This window comes from Bacillus sp. hwrm1 (assembly GCF_040207805.1).
GTDB classification, from domain to species: domain Bacteria; phylum Bacillota; class Bacilli; order Bacillales; family Bacillaceae; genus Bacillus; species Bacillus velezensis.
Map to the genome: position 1 here is coordinate 4,111,514 of NZ_CP157943.1, position 18,487 is coordinate 4,130,000.

Annotated in this window: 17 protein-coding genes, 1 tRNA gene, 2 rRNA genes, 1 other RNA gene and 1 other annotated feature; of the genes, 6 read left to right on the forward strand and 15 right to left on the reverse strand. The window is 46.0% G+C overall.

The annotated features are described in order from the left end of the window. Positions 1-47: 47 nt before the first annotated feature. The 8 genes from ABK447_RS20725 to tadA all read right to left on the reverse strand — a co-directional run bounded on the left by ABK447_RS20725 (position 48) and on the right by tadA (position 6,029). A 16S ribosomal RNA gene (locus ABK447_RS20725) occupies positions 48-1,597 on the reverse strand. 249 nt (positions 1,598-1,846) lie between these two features. Continuing rightward, positions 1,847-2,110, reverse strand: coding sequence for a pro-sigmaK processing inhibitor BofA family protein (locus ABK447_RS20730; protein ID WP_015239014.1), 264 nt, complete (start codon positions 2,108-2,110; stop codon positions 1,847-1,849). A 60-nt stretch (positions 2,111-2,170) separates the two neighbouring features. Further along, on the reverse strand, positions 2,171-2,395 hold the full coding sequence (locus ABK447_RS20735; RefSeq protein WP_007408755.1) for a YaaL family protein: 225 nt from the start codon (positions 2,393-2,395) through the stop codon (positions 2,171-2,173). An 18-nt stretch (positions 2,396-2,413) separates the two neighbouring features. Continuing rightward, the gene (gene recR / locus ABK447_RS20740) at positions 2,414-3,010 is read right to left on the reverse strand and encodes a recombination protein RecR (protein WP_003150697.1); all 597 of its coding nucleotides are present in this window, start codon (positions 3,008-3,010) and stop codon (positions 2,414-2,416) included. Positions 3,011-3,024: 14 nt separating this feature from the next. Next, positions 3,025-3,348, reverse strand: a complete 324-nt coding sequence (locus ABK447_RS20745; RefSeq protein ID WP_007408754.1) for a YbaB/EbfC family nucleoid-associated protein — start codon at positions 3,346-3,348, stop codon at positions 3,025-3,027. A gap of 24 nt (positions 3,349-3,372) precedes the next feature. Continuing rightward, positions 3,373-5,064 (reverse strand): DNA polymerase III subunit gamma/tau, encoded by a 1,692-nt coding sequence (gene dnaX / locus ABK447_RS20750; RefSeq protein WP_011996162.1) that lies wholly within the window; start codon positions 5,062-5,064, stop codon positions 3,373-3,375. 133 nt (positions 5,065-5,197) lie between these two features. Next, positions 5,198-5,462: signal recognition particle sRNA large type (ffs, locus tag ABK447_RS20755), an RNA gene on the reverse strand. Between the two features lie 84 nt (positions 5,463-5,546). Beyond that, on the reverse strand, positions 5,547-6,029 hold the full coding sequence (gene tadA / locus ABK447_RS20760; RefSeq protein WP_015416644.1) for a tRNA adenosine(34) deaminase TadA: 483 nt from the start codon (positions 6,027-6,029) through the stop codon (positions 5,547-5,549). 121 nt (positions 6,030-6,150) lie between these two features. Between tadA and ABK447_RS20765 the strand changes: the two genes are divergently transcribed. From ABK447_RS20765 to dck, 4 genes are all read left to right on the forward strand, one after another. After that, positions 6,151-6,663 carry an isochorismatase family cysteine hydrolase gene (locus tag ABK447_RS20765; RefSeq protein WP_050515851.1) on the forward strand — a complete coding sequence of 171 codons (513 nt, stop codon included), beginning with the start codon at positions 6,151-6,153 and terminating at the stop codon, positions 6,661-6,663. Between the two features lie 71 nt (positions 6,664-6,734). Continuing rightward, positions 6,735-8,018, forward strand: coding sequence for a LysM peptidoglycan-binding domain-containing protein (locus ABK447_RS20770; protein WP_032865225.1), 1,284 nt, complete (start codon positions 6,735-6,737; stop codon positions 8,016-8,018). 95 nt (positions 8,019-8,113) lie between these two features. Further along, positions 8,114-8,737, forward strand: a complete 624-nt coding sequence (dgk, locus tag ABK447_RS20775; protein WP_007408747.1) for a deoxyguanosine kinase — start codon at positions 8,114-8,116, stop codon at positions 8,735-8,737. Next, positions 8,734-9,387: a deoxyadenosine/deoxycytidine kinase gene (gene dck, locus ABK447_RS20780; RefSeq protein ID WP_007615132.1), complete on the forward strand. Its 654-nt coding sequence runs from the start codon at positions 8,734-8,736 to the stop codon at positions 9,385-9,387. Before dgk ends, dck begins: the two co-directional genes overlap by 4 nt. Before the next feature lie 130 nt (positions 9,388-9,517). Here the strand turns inward: dck and ABK447_RS20785 are convergent. Continuing rightward, positions 9,518-9,610: transfer RNA gene (locus tag ABK447_RS20785), tRNA-Ser, on the reverse strand. Positions 9,611-9,825: 215 nt separating this feature from the next. Here ABK447_RS20785 and ABK447_RS20790 point away from each other — a divergent pair. Then, positions 9,826-10,971, forward strand: coding sequence for a glycerate kinase (locus ABK447_RS20790; protein ID WP_033575338.1), 1,146 nt, complete (start codon positions 9,826-9,828; stop codon positions 10,969-10,971). 11 nt (positions 10,972-10,982) lie between these two features. Here the strand turns inward: ABK447_RS20790 and serS are convergent, their stop codons facing one another. The 5 genes from serS to guaB all read right to left on the reverse strand — a co-directional run bounded on the left by serS (position 10,983) and on the right by guaB (position 17,223). Next, a complete protein-coding gene (gene serS / locus ABK447_RS20795; protein WP_007408744.1) occupies positions 10,983-12,260 on the reverse strand; it encodes a serine--tRNA ligase in 1,278 nt (425 codons plus the stop codon). A 54-nt stretch (positions 12,261-12,314) separates the two neighbouring features. Next, positions 12,315-12,526 (reverse strand) — a binding site (T-box leader). Between the two features lie 52 nt (positions 12,527-12,578). Beyond that, positions 12,579-13,169 carry a pyridoxal 5'-phosphate synthase glutaminase subunit PdxT gene (gene pdxT, locus ABK447_RS20800; RefSeq protein ID WP_007615126.1) on the reverse strand — a complete coding sequence of 197 codons (591 nt, stop codon included), beginning with the start codon at positions 13,167-13,169 and terminating at the stop codon, positions 12,579-12,581. A gap of 21 nt (positions 13,170-13,190) precedes the next feature. Next, positions 13,191-14,075 (reverse strand): pyridoxal 5'-phosphate synthase lyase subunit PdxS, encoded by an 885-nt coding sequence (gene pdxS / locus ABK447_RS20805; protein ID WP_003150714.1) that lies wholly within the window; start codon positions 14,073-14,075, stop codon positions 13,191-13,193. A 197-nt stretch (positions 14,076-14,272) separates the two neighbouring features. Then, positions 14,273-15,604 (reverse strand): D-alanyl-D-alanine carboxypeptidase, encoded by a 1,332-nt coding sequence (gene dacA / locus ABK447_RS20810; RefSeq protein WP_015416640.1) that lies wholly within the window; start codon positions 15,602-15,604, stop codon positions 14,273-14,275. A gap of 152 nt (positions 15,605-15,756) precedes the next feature. Beyond that, complete coding sequence (gene guaB / locus ABK447_RS20815; RefSeq protein WP_003150717.1) at positions 15,757-17,223, reverse strand: IMP dehydrogenase; 1,467 nt, start codon at positions 17,221-17,223, stop codon at positions 15,757-15,759. Positions 17,224-17,343: 120 nt separating this feature from the next. Here guaB and ABK447_RS20820 point away from each other — a divergent pair, with 120 nt between their 5' ends. Continuing rightward, a complete protein-coding gene (locus tag ABK447_RS20820; RefSeq protein WP_033575339.1) occupies positions 17,344-18,294 on the forward strand; it encodes a YaaC family protein in 951 nt (316 codons plus the stop codon). A 43-nt stretch (positions 18,295-18,337) separates the two neighbouring features. Here ABK447_RS20820 and rrf read toward each other — a convergent pair. Then, positions 18,338-18,453: ribosomal RNA gene (rrf, locus tag ABK447_RS20825) — 5S ribosomal RNA — on the reverse strand. Positions 18,454-18,487: the final 34 nt, after the last annotated feature.

Genomic DNA, 18,487 nt, shown 5'->3' on the forward strand with positions numbered 1-18,487 from the left:
GTTCTGTTTATAAGACCCAAGGTCTTATATTCCGTTAAAATCCTTAGAAAGGAGGTGATCCAGCCGCACCTTCCGATACGGCTACCTTGTTACGACTTCACCCCAATCATCTGTCCCACCTTCGGCGGCTGGCTCCTAAAAGGTTACCTCACCGACTTCGGGTGTTACAAACTCTCGTGGTGTGACGGGCGGTGTGTACAAGGCCCGGGAACGTATTCACCGCGGCATGCTGATCCGCGATTACTAGCGATTCCAGCTTCACGCAGTCGAGTTGCAGACTGCGATCCGAACTGAGAACAGATTTGTGGGATTGGCTTAACCTCGCGGTTTCGCTGCCCTTTGTTCTGTCCATTGTAGCACGTGTGTAGCCCAGGTCATAAGGGGCATGATGATTTGACGTCATCCCCACCTTCCTCCGGTTTGTCACCGGCAGTCACCTTAGAGTGCCCAACTGAATGCTGGCAACTAAGATCAAGGGTTGCGCTCGTTGCGGGACTTAACCCAACATCTCACGACACGAGCTGACGACAACCATGCACCACCTGTCACTCTGCCCCCGAAGGGGACGTCCTATCTCTAGGATTGTCAGAGGATGTCAAGACCTGGTAAGGTTCTTCGCGTTGCTTCGAATTAAACCACATGCTCCACCGCTTGTGCGGGCCCCCGTCAATTCCTTTGAGTTTCAGTCTTGCGACCGTACTCCCCAGGCGGAGTGCTTAATGCGTTAGCTGCAGCACTAAGGGGCGGAAACCCCCTAACACTTAGCACTCATCGTTTACGGCGTGGACTACCAGGGTATCTAATCCTGTTCGCTCCCCACGCTTTCGCTCCTCAGCGTCAGTTACAGACCAGAGAGTCGCCTTCGCCACTGGTGTTCCTCCACATCTCTACGCATTTCACCGCTACACGTGGAATTCCACTCTCCTCTTCTGCACTCAAGTTCCCCAGTTTCCAATGACCCTCCCCGGTTGAGCCGGGGGCTTTCACATCAGACTTAAGAAACCGCCTGCGAGCCCTTTACGCCCAATAATTCCGGACAACGCTTGCCACCTACGTATTACCGCGGCTGCTGGCACGTAGTTAGCCGTGGCTTTCTGGTTAGGTACCGTCAAGGTGCCGCCCTATTTGAACGGTACTTGTTCTTCCCTAACAACAGAGCTTTACGATCCGAAAACCTTCATCACTCACGCGGCGTTGCTCCGTCAGACTTTCGTCCATTGCGGAAGATTCCCTACTGCTGCCTCCCGTAGGAGTCTGGGCCGTGTCTCAGTCCCAGTGTGGCCGATCACCCTCTCAGGTCGGCTACGCATCGTCGCCTTGGTGAGCCGTTACCTCACCAACTAGCTAATGCGCCGCGGGTCCATCTGTAAGTGGTAGCCGAAGCCACCTTTTATGTCTGAACCATGCGGTTCAGACAACCATCCGGTATTAGCCCCGGTTTCCCGGAGTTATCCCAGTCTTACAGGCAGGTTACCCACGTGTTACTCACCCGTCCGCCGCTAACATCAGGGAGCAAGCTCCCATCTGTCCGCTCGACTTGCATGTATTAGGCACGCCGCCAGCGTTCGTCCTGAGCCAGGATCAAACTCTCCGATAAAGTAGTTTGACTGACTACGCACATCGCTGTGCGATTTATTTAAAACTTTGAATTAACAGGTACGTTTTGTCTTGTTTAGTTTTCAAAGAACTTTGTCCGCCGCTCTTGAAGCGACTTAATTATCTTAACACATCAGTGTTAGTGCCGTCAACAACTTTTTAAAATTTCTTTTTCAAAAAATCGTTTCGTCATCAGCGACGTATATTAGAATACCACCCTTGATCCAACATGTCAACAATAATCGACAAATTAAATGATGAAGCGTTTAATGACTATCAAAGCTGCGATGCCGGGAATCCCCAGAATCCCGCTGATGCCCGTTGTAATCAGGTTAACAGGGATATGAATACCGAGACTGCTCCCGAACAAGTTCACACCCACCAGCAGAATCGCACCGGCAATAAACTTAATCGCAGTCACACCAATCCATCTTAACGGTTTTGAAGATACTCCCCATAAAAAAAGCAAAGCAACCAGACCGACAATCAAACCGATAATGAAAAAAGGCTCCATGAATCTTCCCCCTCGCTTGTTTAGTACAAGCTTATGAGAAGATCCCGGAGAATAGACCTCTTACTTCCATCTGCTCATTTTCAAATTCCGCTGCTTCGCTTCTTTCAAATAAAAAAAGTACTTAGATTCAGCGACTTTCAGCTCAAACAATACCTCAGCGGAGGGCTCGAGACTTTTCTCGACCAGACTCTTCTGTCTGTTCCATTCTTCTTTTTGTTTAAAGAGCTGTTCTATCAGCTTCTCGTCAAACTCTTTTCTTAATGTATTTCTGCGAAGAAAACCCATGCCTTGCTTTTTCCTCCCTTACAATTCACGTCTTCCTTCAAGAGCTTTTGAAAGAGTGACCTCATCAGCATATTCCAAATCACCGCCGACGGGCAGACCGTGGGCAATACGGGAGAGCTTGATGCCTGAGGGCTTTAACAGCCTTGATATATACATCGCTGTTGCTTCCCCTTCAATATTAGGGTTGGTTGCGAGAATGACTTCTGTCACTTGATCATCCTGAAGACGTTTCAGCAGCTCCGGAATCTTAATATCCTCCGGGCCGATGCCGTCCATTGGTGAAATCGCGCCGTGAAGAACATGGTACTGGCCGTTATATTCCTTCATTTTCTCCATTGCGATCACATCCTTAGGGTCCTGCACGACACAAATAACAGACTTATCCCTTCTTGTGTCCTCACATATATAACAAGGGTCTTGATCTGTTATATGTCCGCAAATCGAGCAATATGTCAGATTCCGCTTCGCATTGACAAGCGCCTTAGCAAAATCCAATACTGTGTCTTCTTTCATACCTAGAACAAAAAAAGCCAGACGAACCGCTGTTTTCGGTCCGATCCCTGGCAATTTCATAAAGCTGTCAATCAGCTTTGATATTGGTTCAGGATACTGCATGTTTATTTATCCCCCTAGAATAAACCCGGTATGTTCATTCCTTTTGTAAATTGTCCCATTGTCTCATTCGTCATGTCATCCACTTTTTTGAGGGCGTCGTTTGTCGCAGCAAGAACCAGGTCCTGAAGCATTTCGATATCTTCCGGATCAACGACTTCTTCTTTAATGGCAATGTCTACAACTTCTTTTTGGCCGTTGACTTTTACAGTCACCATACCGCCGCCTGCTGTGCCTTCAAGCACTTTTTCAGCAAGCTCCTCCTGAGCCTTCGCCATATCCTTTTGCATTTTTTGCATTTGTTTCATCATTTTTTGCATATTTCCCATTCCGCCACGCATATTCAATCACTCTCTTTCATCTTATTAGTCTTTTATTTCGATTAAATCCGCTCCAACAAGTTTTTTCGCCTCTGCAATCAGCGGATCTTCTTCAGCCGGTTCGTTTGATCCTTCACTTTCCTGCTGGTGATCATTTAAAAATTCTTCTCTTATTTTACCCCATTGTGCTTCCGGAACGCCAATCAAATCCATTCTTTTCCCGAGCATTGATTCGAGAATCTGTTCAAGATTCGTACGGACTCCGTTATTGTCTTCTGCAACCATTTTACAATGGATTTCGTATTTAAATTTAAGCACAAATGCCTTTTGAGCAGCAGCCACCGGTTCACTGTCATTCAACAGAGCCGCATGAGACACCTTATTCTGCTGTTTCAGGTGTGCCAGCAGCTTGCCCCAGCTGCTTTTAAGCTGTTCAAGTTCAGGTCTTGTGGCTTCCTTCAATATCTCATGAATTCTTCCGACCGGAGCTTTGTAATGGCTTTTTCCGCCTTTTTGAGGACGCGGAGCTTCTTTCGGAGCGCTTTCCATCTGAACCTTCACACCGGAGGTTTTCAGCCTTTCTACTTCCTGCTCAAGCTGCTGAATCTTATTCATCAGCATGCCGACCTCAGGGATGTCTCCGGCGGATTGCTGTGCCGTCTGGCATATTTTCACGACAGCCACTTCAAAAAAGATTCTTGGGTGGTTCGTCCACTTCATTTCCTGATGGCTTTTATTCAGGATATCAATCATCTCATATAAAGCGGGGGCCGGTATGTCACCGCTCAGATTCCGAAACGTTTCATCGACCTTCACCTTCTCCAGGACTCCTTCTAAACCGGGAGCGGCCTGGTACAAGAGCATATCCCTGAAATAGAAAATCATATCTTCAATCAGTTTGGCCGCATCTTTCCCTTGCTGGAGCAATTCATTCAGTGTTTCCAATGCCTCGGAAACCTGTTTGCGGTGAAGAGCAGATGCCAGTTTTCCAATATAGTGCTGAGAAACGGCTCCGGTAATGAGCAATGCATCATCCACCGACAGCTCCTCGCCGCTGAATGATACGGCTTGATCGAGCAGGCTCAGCGCGTCCCTCATTCCTCCGTCCGCAGCACTCGCTATGATATCAAGGGCTCCTTCTTCCACCTTCAGCTGCTCTGCATCGACGATTGTCTTCATTCGTCCGACAATTGCTTTGGATGTAATCCGTTTGAAGTCAAAACGCTGACATCTGGAGATAATGGTTAAAGGAATCTTATGGGGCTCAGTCGTAGCTAATATGAAAATGCAATGTGCCGGCGGTTCTTCCAGCGTTTTCAGAAGCGCATTGAATGCGCCGATAGAGAGCATATGCACCTCATCTATAATATATACTTTGTAGGTGACGGCCGACGGGGCGAATTTTACTTTGTCACGGATGTCGCGGATTTCGTCTACGCCGTTATTCGACGCCGCATCTATTTCAATCACATCTGATATAGAGCCGTTTGTGATCCCCTTGCACGCCGCACATTCATTGCACGGTTCTTCTACGGGGGCGTGCTCACAGTTGACTGCTTTCGCAAATATTTTAGCTGCACTGGTTTTTCCCGTTCCCCGCGGTCCAGAAAACAGATATGCATGAGAAAATTTCTTTTGCAAAAGGGCATTTTGCAGCGTTTTCGTAATGTGTTCCTGTCCGACCACATCTTCAAACTGCTGAGGCCTAAATACTCGATATAAAGCTTGGTAACCCACAGGATGCGCCCTCCTCTGTTATTCATCATGTTTATTATACATGAACGTGCTTTTAACGCCAAAACCCGTTTTTCATATACGAAAAAACTCACCTGCCATAAACAGGTGAGTCTGAAATTTGATGATTGATTTACCGTGCACCTTCTGTCGATTCGCTACCCTAAGCGTTACTTAAGCAGTTAGCTCAGCCCAGGCAACCCTGCGGCACATGAGAGGTTTCACTTAATGCTGCTTCCTTCCGGACCTGACATGGTTCATGAATTCCCATTGCGCAGGACCCAGACGTCAACGCCACTTACTTAAGGCAGACCTTACAGTAAACGAACCTCGAGAAGGGATTCGGCCCCGCTAGAGCGGATTGCGGGTACAGGGCACCGCTACCTCCCCGCTTAGCACGGCAAAATAAATATCAAATTTTTATATGCGCACCATTCATGATGCACACATAAGTATATCTGCTTCAGGCAGAAAATGCAACCGTACTACTCAGACAACTTTTTCCTCATGTCTTTCTTTTGCCGGCGCAGCTTTCTGAAAAAAGCGCTGAGCATTTCTCCGCACTCTTCTCCGAGCACGCCGCTCACCACTTCCGCTTGGTGGTTGAACCGCTCTTCCTGCAAGAGGTTCATCAGCGTTCCTGTACAGCCCCCCTTGGGATCAAATGCGCCGAATACGACCTTATCGACTCTCGAAAGCACGACGGCTCCCGCGCACATCGGACACGGCTCCAAAGTGACATAAAGAACGGCATCCTCAAGTCTCCATGTCCCCAGCTTACAGCACGCTTCGTCTATCGCCAGCATTTCGGCGTGGGCAAGCGACCTCTGTTCAGTCTCCCGCAGGTTATGCGCCCGCGCCACGATCTCATCATGCAGAACAAGAACTGCTCCGATCGGCACTTCACCTTTCGCTTCGGCTTTCTTCGCTTCTTTTATGGCTTCTCTCATATAATATTCATCATTCATAGGTTCGAGCTCTCTTCTTAAGTTTTTTCATGTCTCATAAAGGTTAAAATAGGAATACCCCAGCAGAAAGGAGTTGCCGGTATTGTCTGAACCTAACAACACAGCCCTTCTGATTGTCGATATGATCAACAATTTTCAATTTGATATGGGCGAACGTCTTGCTGAAAAAACCAAACAAATTGTCCCCCGTATTTTATCATTAAAGAAGCATGCAAAACAAAGCAACTGGCCGATTATTTATATTAATGATCATTACGGGCTCTGGAAGGCTGATATTGATGCCATCAGGGAGGAATGCAGCAACAACAGAAGCGCCCCCATTATAAAAGATATTTCGCCTCAGCCGGATGATTATTTTCTCATTAAACCGAAGCATTCCGCTTTTTACGAAACGGCGCTTCACACCCTTCTGACCGAATTACAAGTGAACCGATTAATCATCACGGGGATTGCCGGGAACATTTGTGTGCTGTTCACGGCCAACGACGCCTATATGAGAGAATACAGCATTACCATTCCGAAAGACTGCACCGCTTCCAATAACGACGAGGACAATGATTTCGCTTTGACCATGATGGAGAATGTTCTCTTCGCAGAAATAACCACGGAAAAACAAATTACCGCCGAAAAATAAACATGATCAGCCTCCTTTTTTCATATATTTGATAGCGGATATGAAAGGAGGCGTTTTTCATTCAGATCTATATAGTGAAACGGGGCGACACGCTTTCCGCTATTGCGGCGCGCTACCGGACTGCCGCAAATGTCATTGCGGAAGCAAATAAACTGCCTAATCCAAATACATTGGTTGTCGGACAAACCCTTGTCATCCCGATTGAGGGTCAATATTACGAAGTGAAACAAGGTGATACTCTTGCGGCAATCGCCGGCCGTTTCCATATATCGGCCGCGGAGCTTGCGAGGGTTAACGGAATTCAGCCCGGCACCACATTGAGAGCCGGAACCCGCCTTTACATTCCGCAGCAGGCGAATAAGCCCGATATCGAATCAAACGCATATATAGAACCGCGGGGAACGAGCGTAAGCGCTAATCTGCAGCAGGCGGCAAGGGAGGCCTCTCCTTATTTAACATACCTTGGCGCATTCAGTTTTCAAGTGCAGCGGAACGGGACTTTAAAGGAACCGCCTCTGACCAATTTAAAAAGCATCAGTGACAGGCACAACACCACCCTGATGATGATCATCACCAACCTTGAAAATGACGCATTCAGCGATGAACTCGGGCGGCTCATCTTGAATGACAATACAGTGAAAACAAAACTCTTTCAGGAAATCGTCTCCACGGCTAAAAAGTACGGCTTTCGCGATATTCACTTTGATTTCGAATATTTACGTCCACAGGACAGAGAAGCCTACAATCGTTTTTTACGTGAAGCGAGGACGATTTTTCATCGGGAAGGCTGGAAGATTTCAACGGCGCTTGCTCCGAAAACGAGCGCGACCCAGGCCGGTAAATGGTACGAAGCACATGACTATAGGGCACATGGAGAAATCGTCGATTTTGTCGTAATCATGACATATGAGTGGGGGTACAGCGGAGGCCCGGCTCAGGCCGTATCACCTATCGGCCCTGTAAGAAATGTCATTGAGTACGCGCTGACGGAAATGCCTTCTTCAAAAATCGTTATGGGCCAGAACATGTACGGCTACGATTGGACACTGCCTTTTAAACAGGGAACGACAGCTAAAGCCGTCAGTCCTCAGCAGGCAATCGCTCTGGCAGCACGCCATAAAGTCGACATTCAATATGACGAAACCGCCCAGGCTCCATTCTTTCGTTACACGGATGAAAATCAGAGACGGCATGAAGTATGGTTTGAAGACGCACGATCCATTCAAGCGAAATTCAATTTAATTAAAGAACTGCATTTAAGAGGGATCAGCTATTGGAAACTCGGCCTTTCTTTCCCGCAAAACTGGCTTTTGCTCAACGATCAATTTCATATTGTGAAAGAGACGTTTCGTTAATTGGAAGCGTCTTTTTTCATGGGCTTTTCTGAGAGTGTGATACAATATAAAGGCCGGCAGCTGACGGATGTTTGCAGAATTAAGGAGGATTTTCAATGAACAGAGCCCCTTTTATCGCGGTAGAAGGTCCTATCGGGGCAGGAAAAACGACACTCGCTACGATGCTTTCTGAAGAGCTCGGTTTTCCTATGATTAATGAGATTGTGGAAGACAACCCTTATCTCGATAAGTTTTATGACAATATCGAGGAGTGGAGTTTCCAGCTTGAAATGTTTTTTCTTTGTCACAGGTATAAACAGCTTGAAGACACCGACCGAGATTATTTAAAACAAGGACAGCCCGTTTTGTCCGATTATCATATTTATAAAAATGTTATTTTCGCAGAGCGTACATTGCACGGCCAAAAGCTTGAGAAATATAAGCAGATTTATCATCTGCTCACTCACGACCTGCCGAAACCGAATATCATTGTATACATAAAGGCAAGCCTGCCGACATTGCTTCAACGCATTGAAAAACGCGGGCGCCCGTTTGAGAAAAATATCGAGCATCAATATCTGGAACGTCTCATTGCAGATTACGACACAGCCATCAGACAGCTTCAGGAAGAAGATCCGGATATATCTGTACTGACCATTGACGGTGATACTGAAGACTTTGTTTTGAATAAGACAGACTATGAAAGAATTGCCCGTCAGGTAAAGGAGCTTATTAAATGAAAGACATTCATATTCCAAACAACGCCATTATCACAGTAGCGGGAACGGTAGGAGTCGGAAAATCGACTTTGACCAAAGCTTTAGCAAAACGGCTCGGGTTTCATACCTCACTCGAAGAAGTGGATGAAAACCCTTATTTAGAGAAGTTTTATCACGATTTTGAACGCTGGAGCTTCCATTTGCAAATTTATTTTCTGGCTGAGCGGTTCAAAGAGCAGAAAAACATGTTTGAATCAGGCGGCGGATTCGTGCAGGACCGTTCGATTTATGAAGATACAGGCATATTCGCAAAAATGCATGCCGATAAAGGAACCATGTCGCTGACAGATTACACAACATACACAAGTCTATTTGAGGCGATGGTCATGACGCCGTACTTCCCGCATCCTGATGTTTTGATCTATTTAGAAGGCGACCTTGAAAACATTATAAACCGGATTGAAAAGCGGGGCCGCGAGATGGAGCTGCAGACAAACCGATCCTATTGGGAAGAGATGTATACACGGTACGAAGACTGGATCAGCGGTTTTAACGCCTGCCCTGTGCTGAAAGTACGCATTGAAGATTATGACCTTGAAGCTGATGAACAGTCACTGGAACCTTTGATCGAAAAAATCAGTCACGTGATCAACGAAAACAGAAATAAATAAAAATAACAAAGCGATTTTCCCCGAACAGAGAAAATCGCTTTTTTTGCATATAAAAAATCCGCTGCATCACATGCAGCGGACAAAACAATCTCCAATATATGCTCGAGTTTCATTAGGTTTAAAATCAATATGGCGGAGGAAGAGGGATTCGAACCCCCGCGGGCTTTGACACCCCTGTCGGTTTTCAAGACCGATCCCTTCAGCCAGACTTGGGTATTCCTCCGTATCGACATTTAATAATATACCACATGACCTAAATTTCAGTCAAGCGCTTTTTCATTTTTTTATTTTATTTCTTAAACGGCTTGTCCGTCAGCTTTACTATCATACAAAAGTCTTGCGTCCAATTCAACCTCAGTATGCCATACGGGCAGGAAAACACAGTAAAAATCAAGAATAGATTCAAACAGATACCTGCTCATAAAGGTGGAGAACATAATGAAAATCATCATTGCACCGGATTCTTTCAAAGAAAGCATGACATCAAAAGAAGCCGCTGACAGCATAGAAAAAGGATTCAAAGCGATCTTCCCTGACGCGGAATATATCAAGATACCTGCGGCCGACGGCGGAGAAGGAACCGTTCAGGCTTTGACGGATGCCACTGGCGGAAGCATCATCCAAAAAACTGTGACCGGTCCGCTGGGAACGCCGGTAAACGCCGCATATGGACTTCTGGGAGACGGACGCACGGCAGTCATTGAAATGGCGGAAGCATCGGGACTTCATCTCGTTCCCCGCCATCTCAGAGATCCGTTGAACACAACGACAAGAGGAACTGGTGAACTGATAGCAGATGCAGCTTCCCGCGGGGCGGGTGAGATCATCATCGGGCTTGGCGGGAGCGCAACCAATGACGGCGGAACAGGAATGGCGAGCGCGCTCAGTGTGCGTTTCTTAAATGAGGAAGGTCAGGAGATACCTGACGGCGGAGGCGCTCTGCACACCCTAGCTTCTATTGATATAAGCGGTCTCTCTCCTGATCTGAAACATATCCGTATCCGTGCCGCATGTGATGTCGAAAATCCTCTGACCGGTAAAAACGGCGCGTCATATGTCTTCGGCCCGCAAAAAGGGGCGTCCGAGAAGACTAAAGTTGTATTGGATCGCAACTTACGCCATTTCGCTGACGTATTGAGACGTCAGCACGATATCGAAGCGGATACCGTAAAAGGCGCGGGCGCCGCGGGAGGTTTAGGCGCTGGACTGATCGCTTTCTTACAAGCAGAACTTCAAAGCGGGATTGACGTTGTATTAGATACACTGTCCTTCTCAGATCAGATAAGAGGCGCTGACCTTGTCATTACCGGAGAGGGCCAGATTGACGGACAAACGATATTCGGCAAAACCCCCGCCGGGATCGCCGAACGTGCTTCCGCTCAAGAAATTCCCGTTATCGCATTGGCGGGCTCCTTAGGCAAGAATTTCGAGCATGTTTACAGCGCAGGAATAACAGCTGTATTTTCTATCGTGCCCGGCGCTGTAAGTCTTGAAGACGCCTTAGCATCCGGCCGTTTTAACCTTGAAAGCACAGCCCGGAATGCCGCCGCTCTATACCGGGCAGCAAAAAAGGCGCGCCTCTAGGGCGCACCTTTTTATGGTTTGATGACTTCTTTATTTCCCATATAAGGACGAAGCACTTTCGGAATGATGACACTTCCATCTTCCTGCTGATAGTTTTCTAAGATGGCAGCTACTGTTCTGCCGACTGCAAGACCTGAACCGTTTAATGTATGCACATGCTCCGGCTTGCCTTTCGCTTCGCGTCTGAATCGAATGTTTGCGCGTCTCGCCTGGAAGGCCTCAAAGTTACTGCAAGAAGAAATTTCACGGTATGTGTCTTGGCTTGGAATCCATACCTCAATATCGTACTTTTTCGCGGCTGTAAAGCCGAGATCACCGGTACACATGCTCATGACACGATACGGCAGTTCAAGCAGCTGAAGCACCCGCTCAGCTTGATTCGTCAGTTTTTCAAGCTCCTCATAAGAATCTTCCGGCTTCACGAATTTCACAAGCTCAACCTTGTTGAACTGATGCTGGCGGATCAAACCGCGTGTATCACGACCGGCAGATCCCGCTTCTGAACGGAAGCAAGCGCTGAATGCGGCATAATTGATCGGCAGGTTCTCACCGGATAAGATTTCATCGCGGTGCATATTTGTAATCGGCACTTCCGCCGTCGGAATTAAGAAATAATCCTCTTCTCTGATTTTAAAAGCATCCTCTTCAAATTTAGGAAGCTGTCCCGTGCCTGTCATGCTCGTACGGTTTACCATATAAGGAGGAATGACTTCCGTGTAATCATATTCATCAACGTGAAGATCCAGCATAAAGTTGTAGAGCGCGCGTTCGAGGCGTGCGCCTAATCCTTTATAAAACACAAACCGGCTGCCTGTTACTTTTGAAGCGCGTTCGAAATCAAGAATGTTTAAATGGTCTGCGATATCCCAATGCGGTTTCGGCTCATATGAAAATGCCGGCGCCTCTCCCCACTTGCGGATTTCAATGTTATCATCTTCCGTTTCCCCGACGGGCACTGAATCGTGCGGGATGTTCGGAATAGACAGAAGGATGGTTTCGAGCGTCGTTTCGACAGTACGAAGCTCTTCATCAAGCTTCTTAATTTCTTCGCCCACTTCGCGCATCTCTTTAATAATATGATCAGCGTCTTTTTTCTCCCGTTTCAATACGGCGACCTGCTGAGATACTTCATTGCGTTTTCCCTTCAGTTCTTCTACTTTACCGATAAGCTCTCTTCTCTTTTCGTCCAGCTCTTCAAACTTGTCAAAGTCAGATAAGTCTTCGCCTTTTGGAATGAGCTTCGCTTTTACCTCTTGAAAATTGGCTCTCAGCACCTTCGTATCAATCATGCCTAACAACTCCTATCTGTTTTTATCGAAAATAAAAAAGAGCCCTCATCCCCTAAAAGGGACGAGAGCTCTCGCGTTGCCACCCTGATTGAAAACAAGCTCACACTTGCTTCCCGCTTTAACACATAACGGTTTCCCGTAAATGCCTACTTGTTTTCAGCATTTCGCTCAAGGACGGATTCGGACAGCATCTTTCACCGATTCGCACCACCCATCGGCTCTCTTTGAAAGAGAGGCTTCCTACTGCTTCCTGTCAACGCTTTTCGATCTTTATTTGTGTTTATAATGTACTATAAGTATCAGCGGTTTTCAACTGTTTTATACAGCTGTTTCCTGCTTATGCTTTTCCGCCATCTTCACAAACAGCTCTGTCACCCGGTGATCATCTGTCAGTTCAGGATGGAACGAGCAGCCGAGGAAATTCCCCTGCTTTGCAGCCACGATGCGTCCGTTATGCTCACAAAGCACTTCAACATCTTCTCCGGCTTCTAAAATATGCGGCGCGCGAATAAATACACCCGTAAAAGGCTCATCAAGGCCTTTAATCGTCAGATCAGCTTCAAAGCTGTCGACCTGACGGCCAAAGGAGTTACGCTCGACGACAACGTTTAACAGCCCTAAATGAGCGTTATCCGTTCCCGCTATCTCTTTGGCTAAAATAATCAGACCGGCGCATGTGCCGAACATCGGCTTGCCTTGGGCGGCAAACTCGCGAAGCGGCTCCATAAAATGATACGTATCCATTAAACGCCGCATCGTCGTGCTTTCCCCGCCCGGCAGGATTAAGCCGTCGATGTCATTCAGCTGTTCAGGACGCTTAATGACGACACCTTTTGAACCACATGCTTCAATTGAACGAATATGTTCTCTTACTGCTCCTTGAAGTCCAAGTACACCAATTGTTAACATGCTTCCAGCTCTCCTATGGTTTTACCAGCCGCGTTCTTGCATACGCTGTTCCGGCAATAGATTTGAGATTTCGATTCCTTTCATCGCTGTGCCTAATTCTTTAGAAAGCTCAGCGATCAGTTTGTAGTCTGTGTAATGAGTCGTTGCTTCAACAATTGCTTTGGCGAATTTAGCAGGGTTGTCTGATTTGAAAATACCTGAACCGACAAATACGCCGTCAGCGCCAAGCTGCATCATCAATGCCGCATCAGCAGGCGTCGCTACTCCGCCGGCAGCAAAGTTCACTACAGGCAGTTTGCCGTCACGCTTGATTTGAAGAAGCAGTTCATAAGGAGCGCCGAGGTTTTTAGCTTCAGTCATCAGCTCATCATCGCTCATCGCAACAACTTTGCGCACTTGCGCGTTTACTTTTCTCATATGGCGGACAGCTTCCACAATGTTTCCTGTTCCCGGTTCGCCTTTTGTACGAAGCATGGAAGCTCCTTCGGCGATACGGCGCGTTGCTTCACCGAGATCACGGCAGCCGCATACGAACGGGACTGTATATTCGTTTTTATTTAAATGAAATTCTTCGTCAGCCGGAGTCAGAACTTCACTTTCATCGATGTAATCTACTCCCATTGCTTCAAGGACACGCGCTTCAACGATATGTCCGATACGCGCTTTTGCCATTACGGGAATGGATACAGCATTCATTACTTCTTCAACGATTGTCGGATCAGCCATGCGGGCAACACCGCCGGCAGCGCGAATATCAGCCGGAACGCGTTCTAACGCCATTACGGCAACAGCTCCCGCCTCTTCCGCAATCTTCGCTTGTTCAGCATTTACAACGTCCATGATGACGCCGCCTTTTTGCATTTCCGCCATGCCGCGTTTTACACGATCAGTACCTGTTTGAGCCATTATTTGGTCCCCCTAGTCAATGTATAGTTAGATAATTTCTATCTCTTATTGTATCCCAGAAATACAATATTTCATATGGTTATTCTTATTTTACAGCGAGATGAATAAGATAGATATCATTTTTTTACTAATAATTTGGTTTTTTCAGTATATTAAGCAAAAGAGCCCTAACTTTCATCAGAGCTCTTTCTTATTTCTTAAAACCAGCCTGTTACCGTGTCAACGGCGCTGTTCCAGATACCGGAGAAGAATCCGCCGATGCCGCGCATCATCTGAACAAACCAGTTTGCTTTATCTACATCATTTTTCGTTACAAGATTCACGCTGAACTCTTTGGATTTGAGGAAGCCATAGTCTTTGTCACTGCCTTTGTATGTAACTGTCAGCGTTCCGACTTTCGTTCCCTTTTTCACAGGAGCCGTGATTTCTTTTTTATCTAAAGTCACTTCGGCTTTATAGTTCTTTTCATCCCCGCTTTTCACAGGAATAGAAAGCGCCTTGTCAGTAACAATATCGACTTGCTTGTCTTTCCCTTTTTCAACGTCAATCGTTTTGTGCCCTTTTACTTGAGAGCCTTCAGGGTAAAGATCTTTCATTGAGAAATTGCCGTTAAATGCGTAATCGAGCATTTTTTTCGTTTCATCAAAACGTCCGGTATGCAGGTTGCCTTTTGCGTTTAATACAACGGTGATGACCCGCATTCCGTTCCGCTGTGCTGTGCTTGTAAAACAAGATCCCGCAGAATCAGTAGAACCCGTTTTTAAGCCGTCAACGCCAGGGTATTCAGAAACAAGACCTTTTAACATGAAGTTCCAGTTCGGCATGTCCATTTCATCATCAGTGCCGGCTCTGAATTTCGTCTTAGCGATGCTTGTTGTTTTGAGAACTTCCGGATAATCAGTGATCAGGCGGTCTGCAAGAAGCGCCATGTCTTTAGCAGAAACTTCACTTTCTTCTTTAACGCCTTCTCCTTGCGGCTGCTTGCCGTGAAGGTCTTCATTCACAAGCCCTGTGGCATTTTTAAAGTCATAGTTTGTCATGCCTAATTCTTTGGCTTTCGCATTCATTTCAGCGACAAATTTCGTTTCAGTTCCGGCAAGAATTTCGGCAACTGCAATCGCGGCTCCATTGGCAGAGTAAATCGCCATAGCCTGATACAGTTCTTTAACCGTGTATTTGCCGTCTTTTCGAAGGGGGACGTTTGATAAACTGTTGTCTTGAGAAATTTCATAGACATAATCATCAGGAGTATACGTTTGATCCCATTTCACTTTTCCTTCTTTAATGGCTTCCAGAAGCAGATATTCAGTCATCATTTTTGTCATGCTGGCAATCGGCAGTCTTTTGTCTGCATTTTTACTGTATAAAATTTTTCCCGATGTAGCCTCAATCATTATCGCAGCTGATGCGTTGACATCAATCGGATCATTGCCGGCTGCCTCCGCTTTAGACATTGGAACAAAGCAAGTTGCGGCCAGTGCCAGTACCACTAATGACACCAACAGCTGTTTCCATTTCGTGATGTTCAATCTTACGACCTCCGTCATTCATTTTAAATCTATAATTAAGCCGTTAAGGACATATTCAAATTCAAAACACAACAGTATAAATTTTATCACACTCGATATAAAAAAAATAGACAGAGTCAGCGACCCTGTCAAATGTTTTTTATTTGTAACAATTATGAGATTGTATAGTTTGGTGATTCTTTCGTAATTTGGACATCATGCGGATGACTTTCGCGAAGTCCGGCACCTGTCATACGGATGAATTGAGCCTCTTCTCTTAAAGCGCGCAAGTCTTTTGAACCGCAATATCCCATACCTGAACGAAGACCGCCGACAAGCTGATACACTGTTTCTTCTACAGGACCTTTGTACGGAGTCCGTCCTTCGATACCTTCAGGGACGAATTTCTTATTTTCTTCTTGGAAATATCGGTCTTTACTGCCTTTTTCCATGGCAGCGACAGAACCCATACCGCGATACACTTTAAATCTTCTGCCTTGATAGATTTCAGTCTCTCCCGGGCTTTCTGAAGTACCGGCAAGCAGGCTTCCGAGCATTACGGCATGTCCGCCTGAAGCCAACGCTTTCGTAATATCTCCGGAGAATTTAATACCGCCGTCTGCGATAATTGTCGCGCCGTGTTTTCTCGCTTCAGTGGCACAATCATAAATGGCAGTGATCTGCGGTACGCCTACACCTGCAACGACGCGTGTCGTACAGATAGAACCAGGTCCGATTCCCACTTTGACAATATTTGCTCCGGCTTCAATCAGAGCTTTTGTCGCTTCAGCCGTTGCAACATTTCCTGCGATAATGTTCAGTTCAGGATATGTTTCACGGATTTTCGCGACTGTGTTCAGTACGCCTCTGGAATGTCCGTGAGCCGTATCAACCACGATAACGTCGACATTCGCTTCAACAAGCTTGCTGACGCGTGTCATTGTATCGCCTGTCACGCCTACCGCAGCGCCGACAATAAGGCGTCCGTGTTCATCTTTAGATGAATTCGGGAATTCGATAACCTTTTCAATATCTTTGATCGTGATAAGACCTTTTAATTTGTTTTGGTCATCCACTAACGGAAGTTTTTCAATTTTATGTTTCTGTAAGATTTTTTCTGCTTCGTCTAATGTGGTTCCCACAGGAGCCGTAACCAGCTCTTCTTTTGTCATGACATCACTGATTTTCATTGAATAATCAGAGATAAAGCGAAGATCACGGTTTGTAATGATACCGACAAGCTTTTGATCGTCTTTATTATCTACGATCGGAACACCGGAAATTCTATATTTCCCCATCAAATGCTCCGCATCGAATACTTGATGATCAGGTGTTAAAAAGAAGGGATTTGTAATAACGCCCCGTTCAGAACGTTTGACTTTGTCAACATGTTCAGCCTGCTGCTCGATGGACATGTTTTTATGAATAATACCCAAGCCGCCCTGTCTGGCCATCGCAATCGCCATAGCTGATTCTGTTACTGTATCCATTCCCGCACTGATGACAGGAATGTTAAGCTTTAACGTCTTTGTCAGTTCAACAGATAAATCCACATCACGCGGAAGTACGTCTGATTGAGCCGGTACGAGCAGTACATCATCGAACGTTAAGCCTTCTTTTGAAAATTTACTTTCCCACATTAGTAAATCCCCCTCTTTTCGGCAAAATATTATATGTAGATTATCAACTAGAAAACAGCATGTCAAGGAAGCGAAAAAGAGTTGAAATATTTAGATAAAGGAAAGGGTTTAAAAATACATATGAGAGATCATGAGTGGAAAGAGTTATCATTATTTTATTCCGTAGAATCTTCCCAGAAATTTCTAAACAAAGTCTATACAGAAAGCGGCATGGAAGAACCAAAACGATATGCGTTTAAGAACAGTGAGCGCTTCATATTCTTTATCAAACACGCCGAGTCCTTTTATAAACAGGCATCTTTTTCCCCTTTAGAAATTAAGCCTATTCTGTTGTTTTACGGGATGTCACAATTGCTGAAAGCCTGCCTTCTGACCACAGATCCAAGCTATCCAAGCCACGCCTCAGTACTCGCGCATGGCGTGACTGCCCGGAAACGCAAAAAGCAAAATTACTCCTTTAGGGATGATGAAGTGAAGGTGCAGCGCAATGGCTTATGTATTCATGTAATGAAGCACTTATTCGGGATAGCTGGTCTTGAGGAAGAACGGTACACAATGAAGAAATTGCTGACAGCCATACCTGAATTGCATACTGTCTTTTACTTCCAAGAGAAAAAGAATTGGCTGACCCGAGTAGAGCTCAAAGATGACCTTATTTCAGTGCCTGAGCATGCGGTGATTCATTACAATATGTCTGATTCCCGATTTGCTGAATATATCAGCCATCATTTAAAGTGGTCTTTTCTGAGGAAAGACCATAACCACTTGGTTTTTGAGGCTGACCCGATAGACAGAGAACCTTGGTCTTCGCCAAATTTATTGTTTCACTTGGAGAAAAATCAATATTACATTCCCTCTCAGCGTGATCACTTCCTGCATCTTCCGGAAATGATTATTCATTATTTGGTCCTCTACAATATCGGGATGATTGCGAGATATGAAACGGAGTGGTGGTATGAACTGCTGACACAGCATGTCAGTGATGATTATGTGATGATCCGCCGGTTCTTAGATGTCACGGAACGCAAATTTCCGTATTACGTTTCTAATTTCCTGAAGCAATACTTATAAACAAAAAAGGCAGCTCATGATGAGCTGCCTTTACCATAATATAGCTTGGCGGCGTCCTACTCTCACAGGGGGAAACCCCCGACTACCATCGGCGCTGAAGAGCTTAACTTCCGTGTTCGGCATGGGAACGGGTGTGACCTCTTCGCTATCGCCACCAAACCATTGAGAGTGTTCTCTCAAAACCAGATAACAG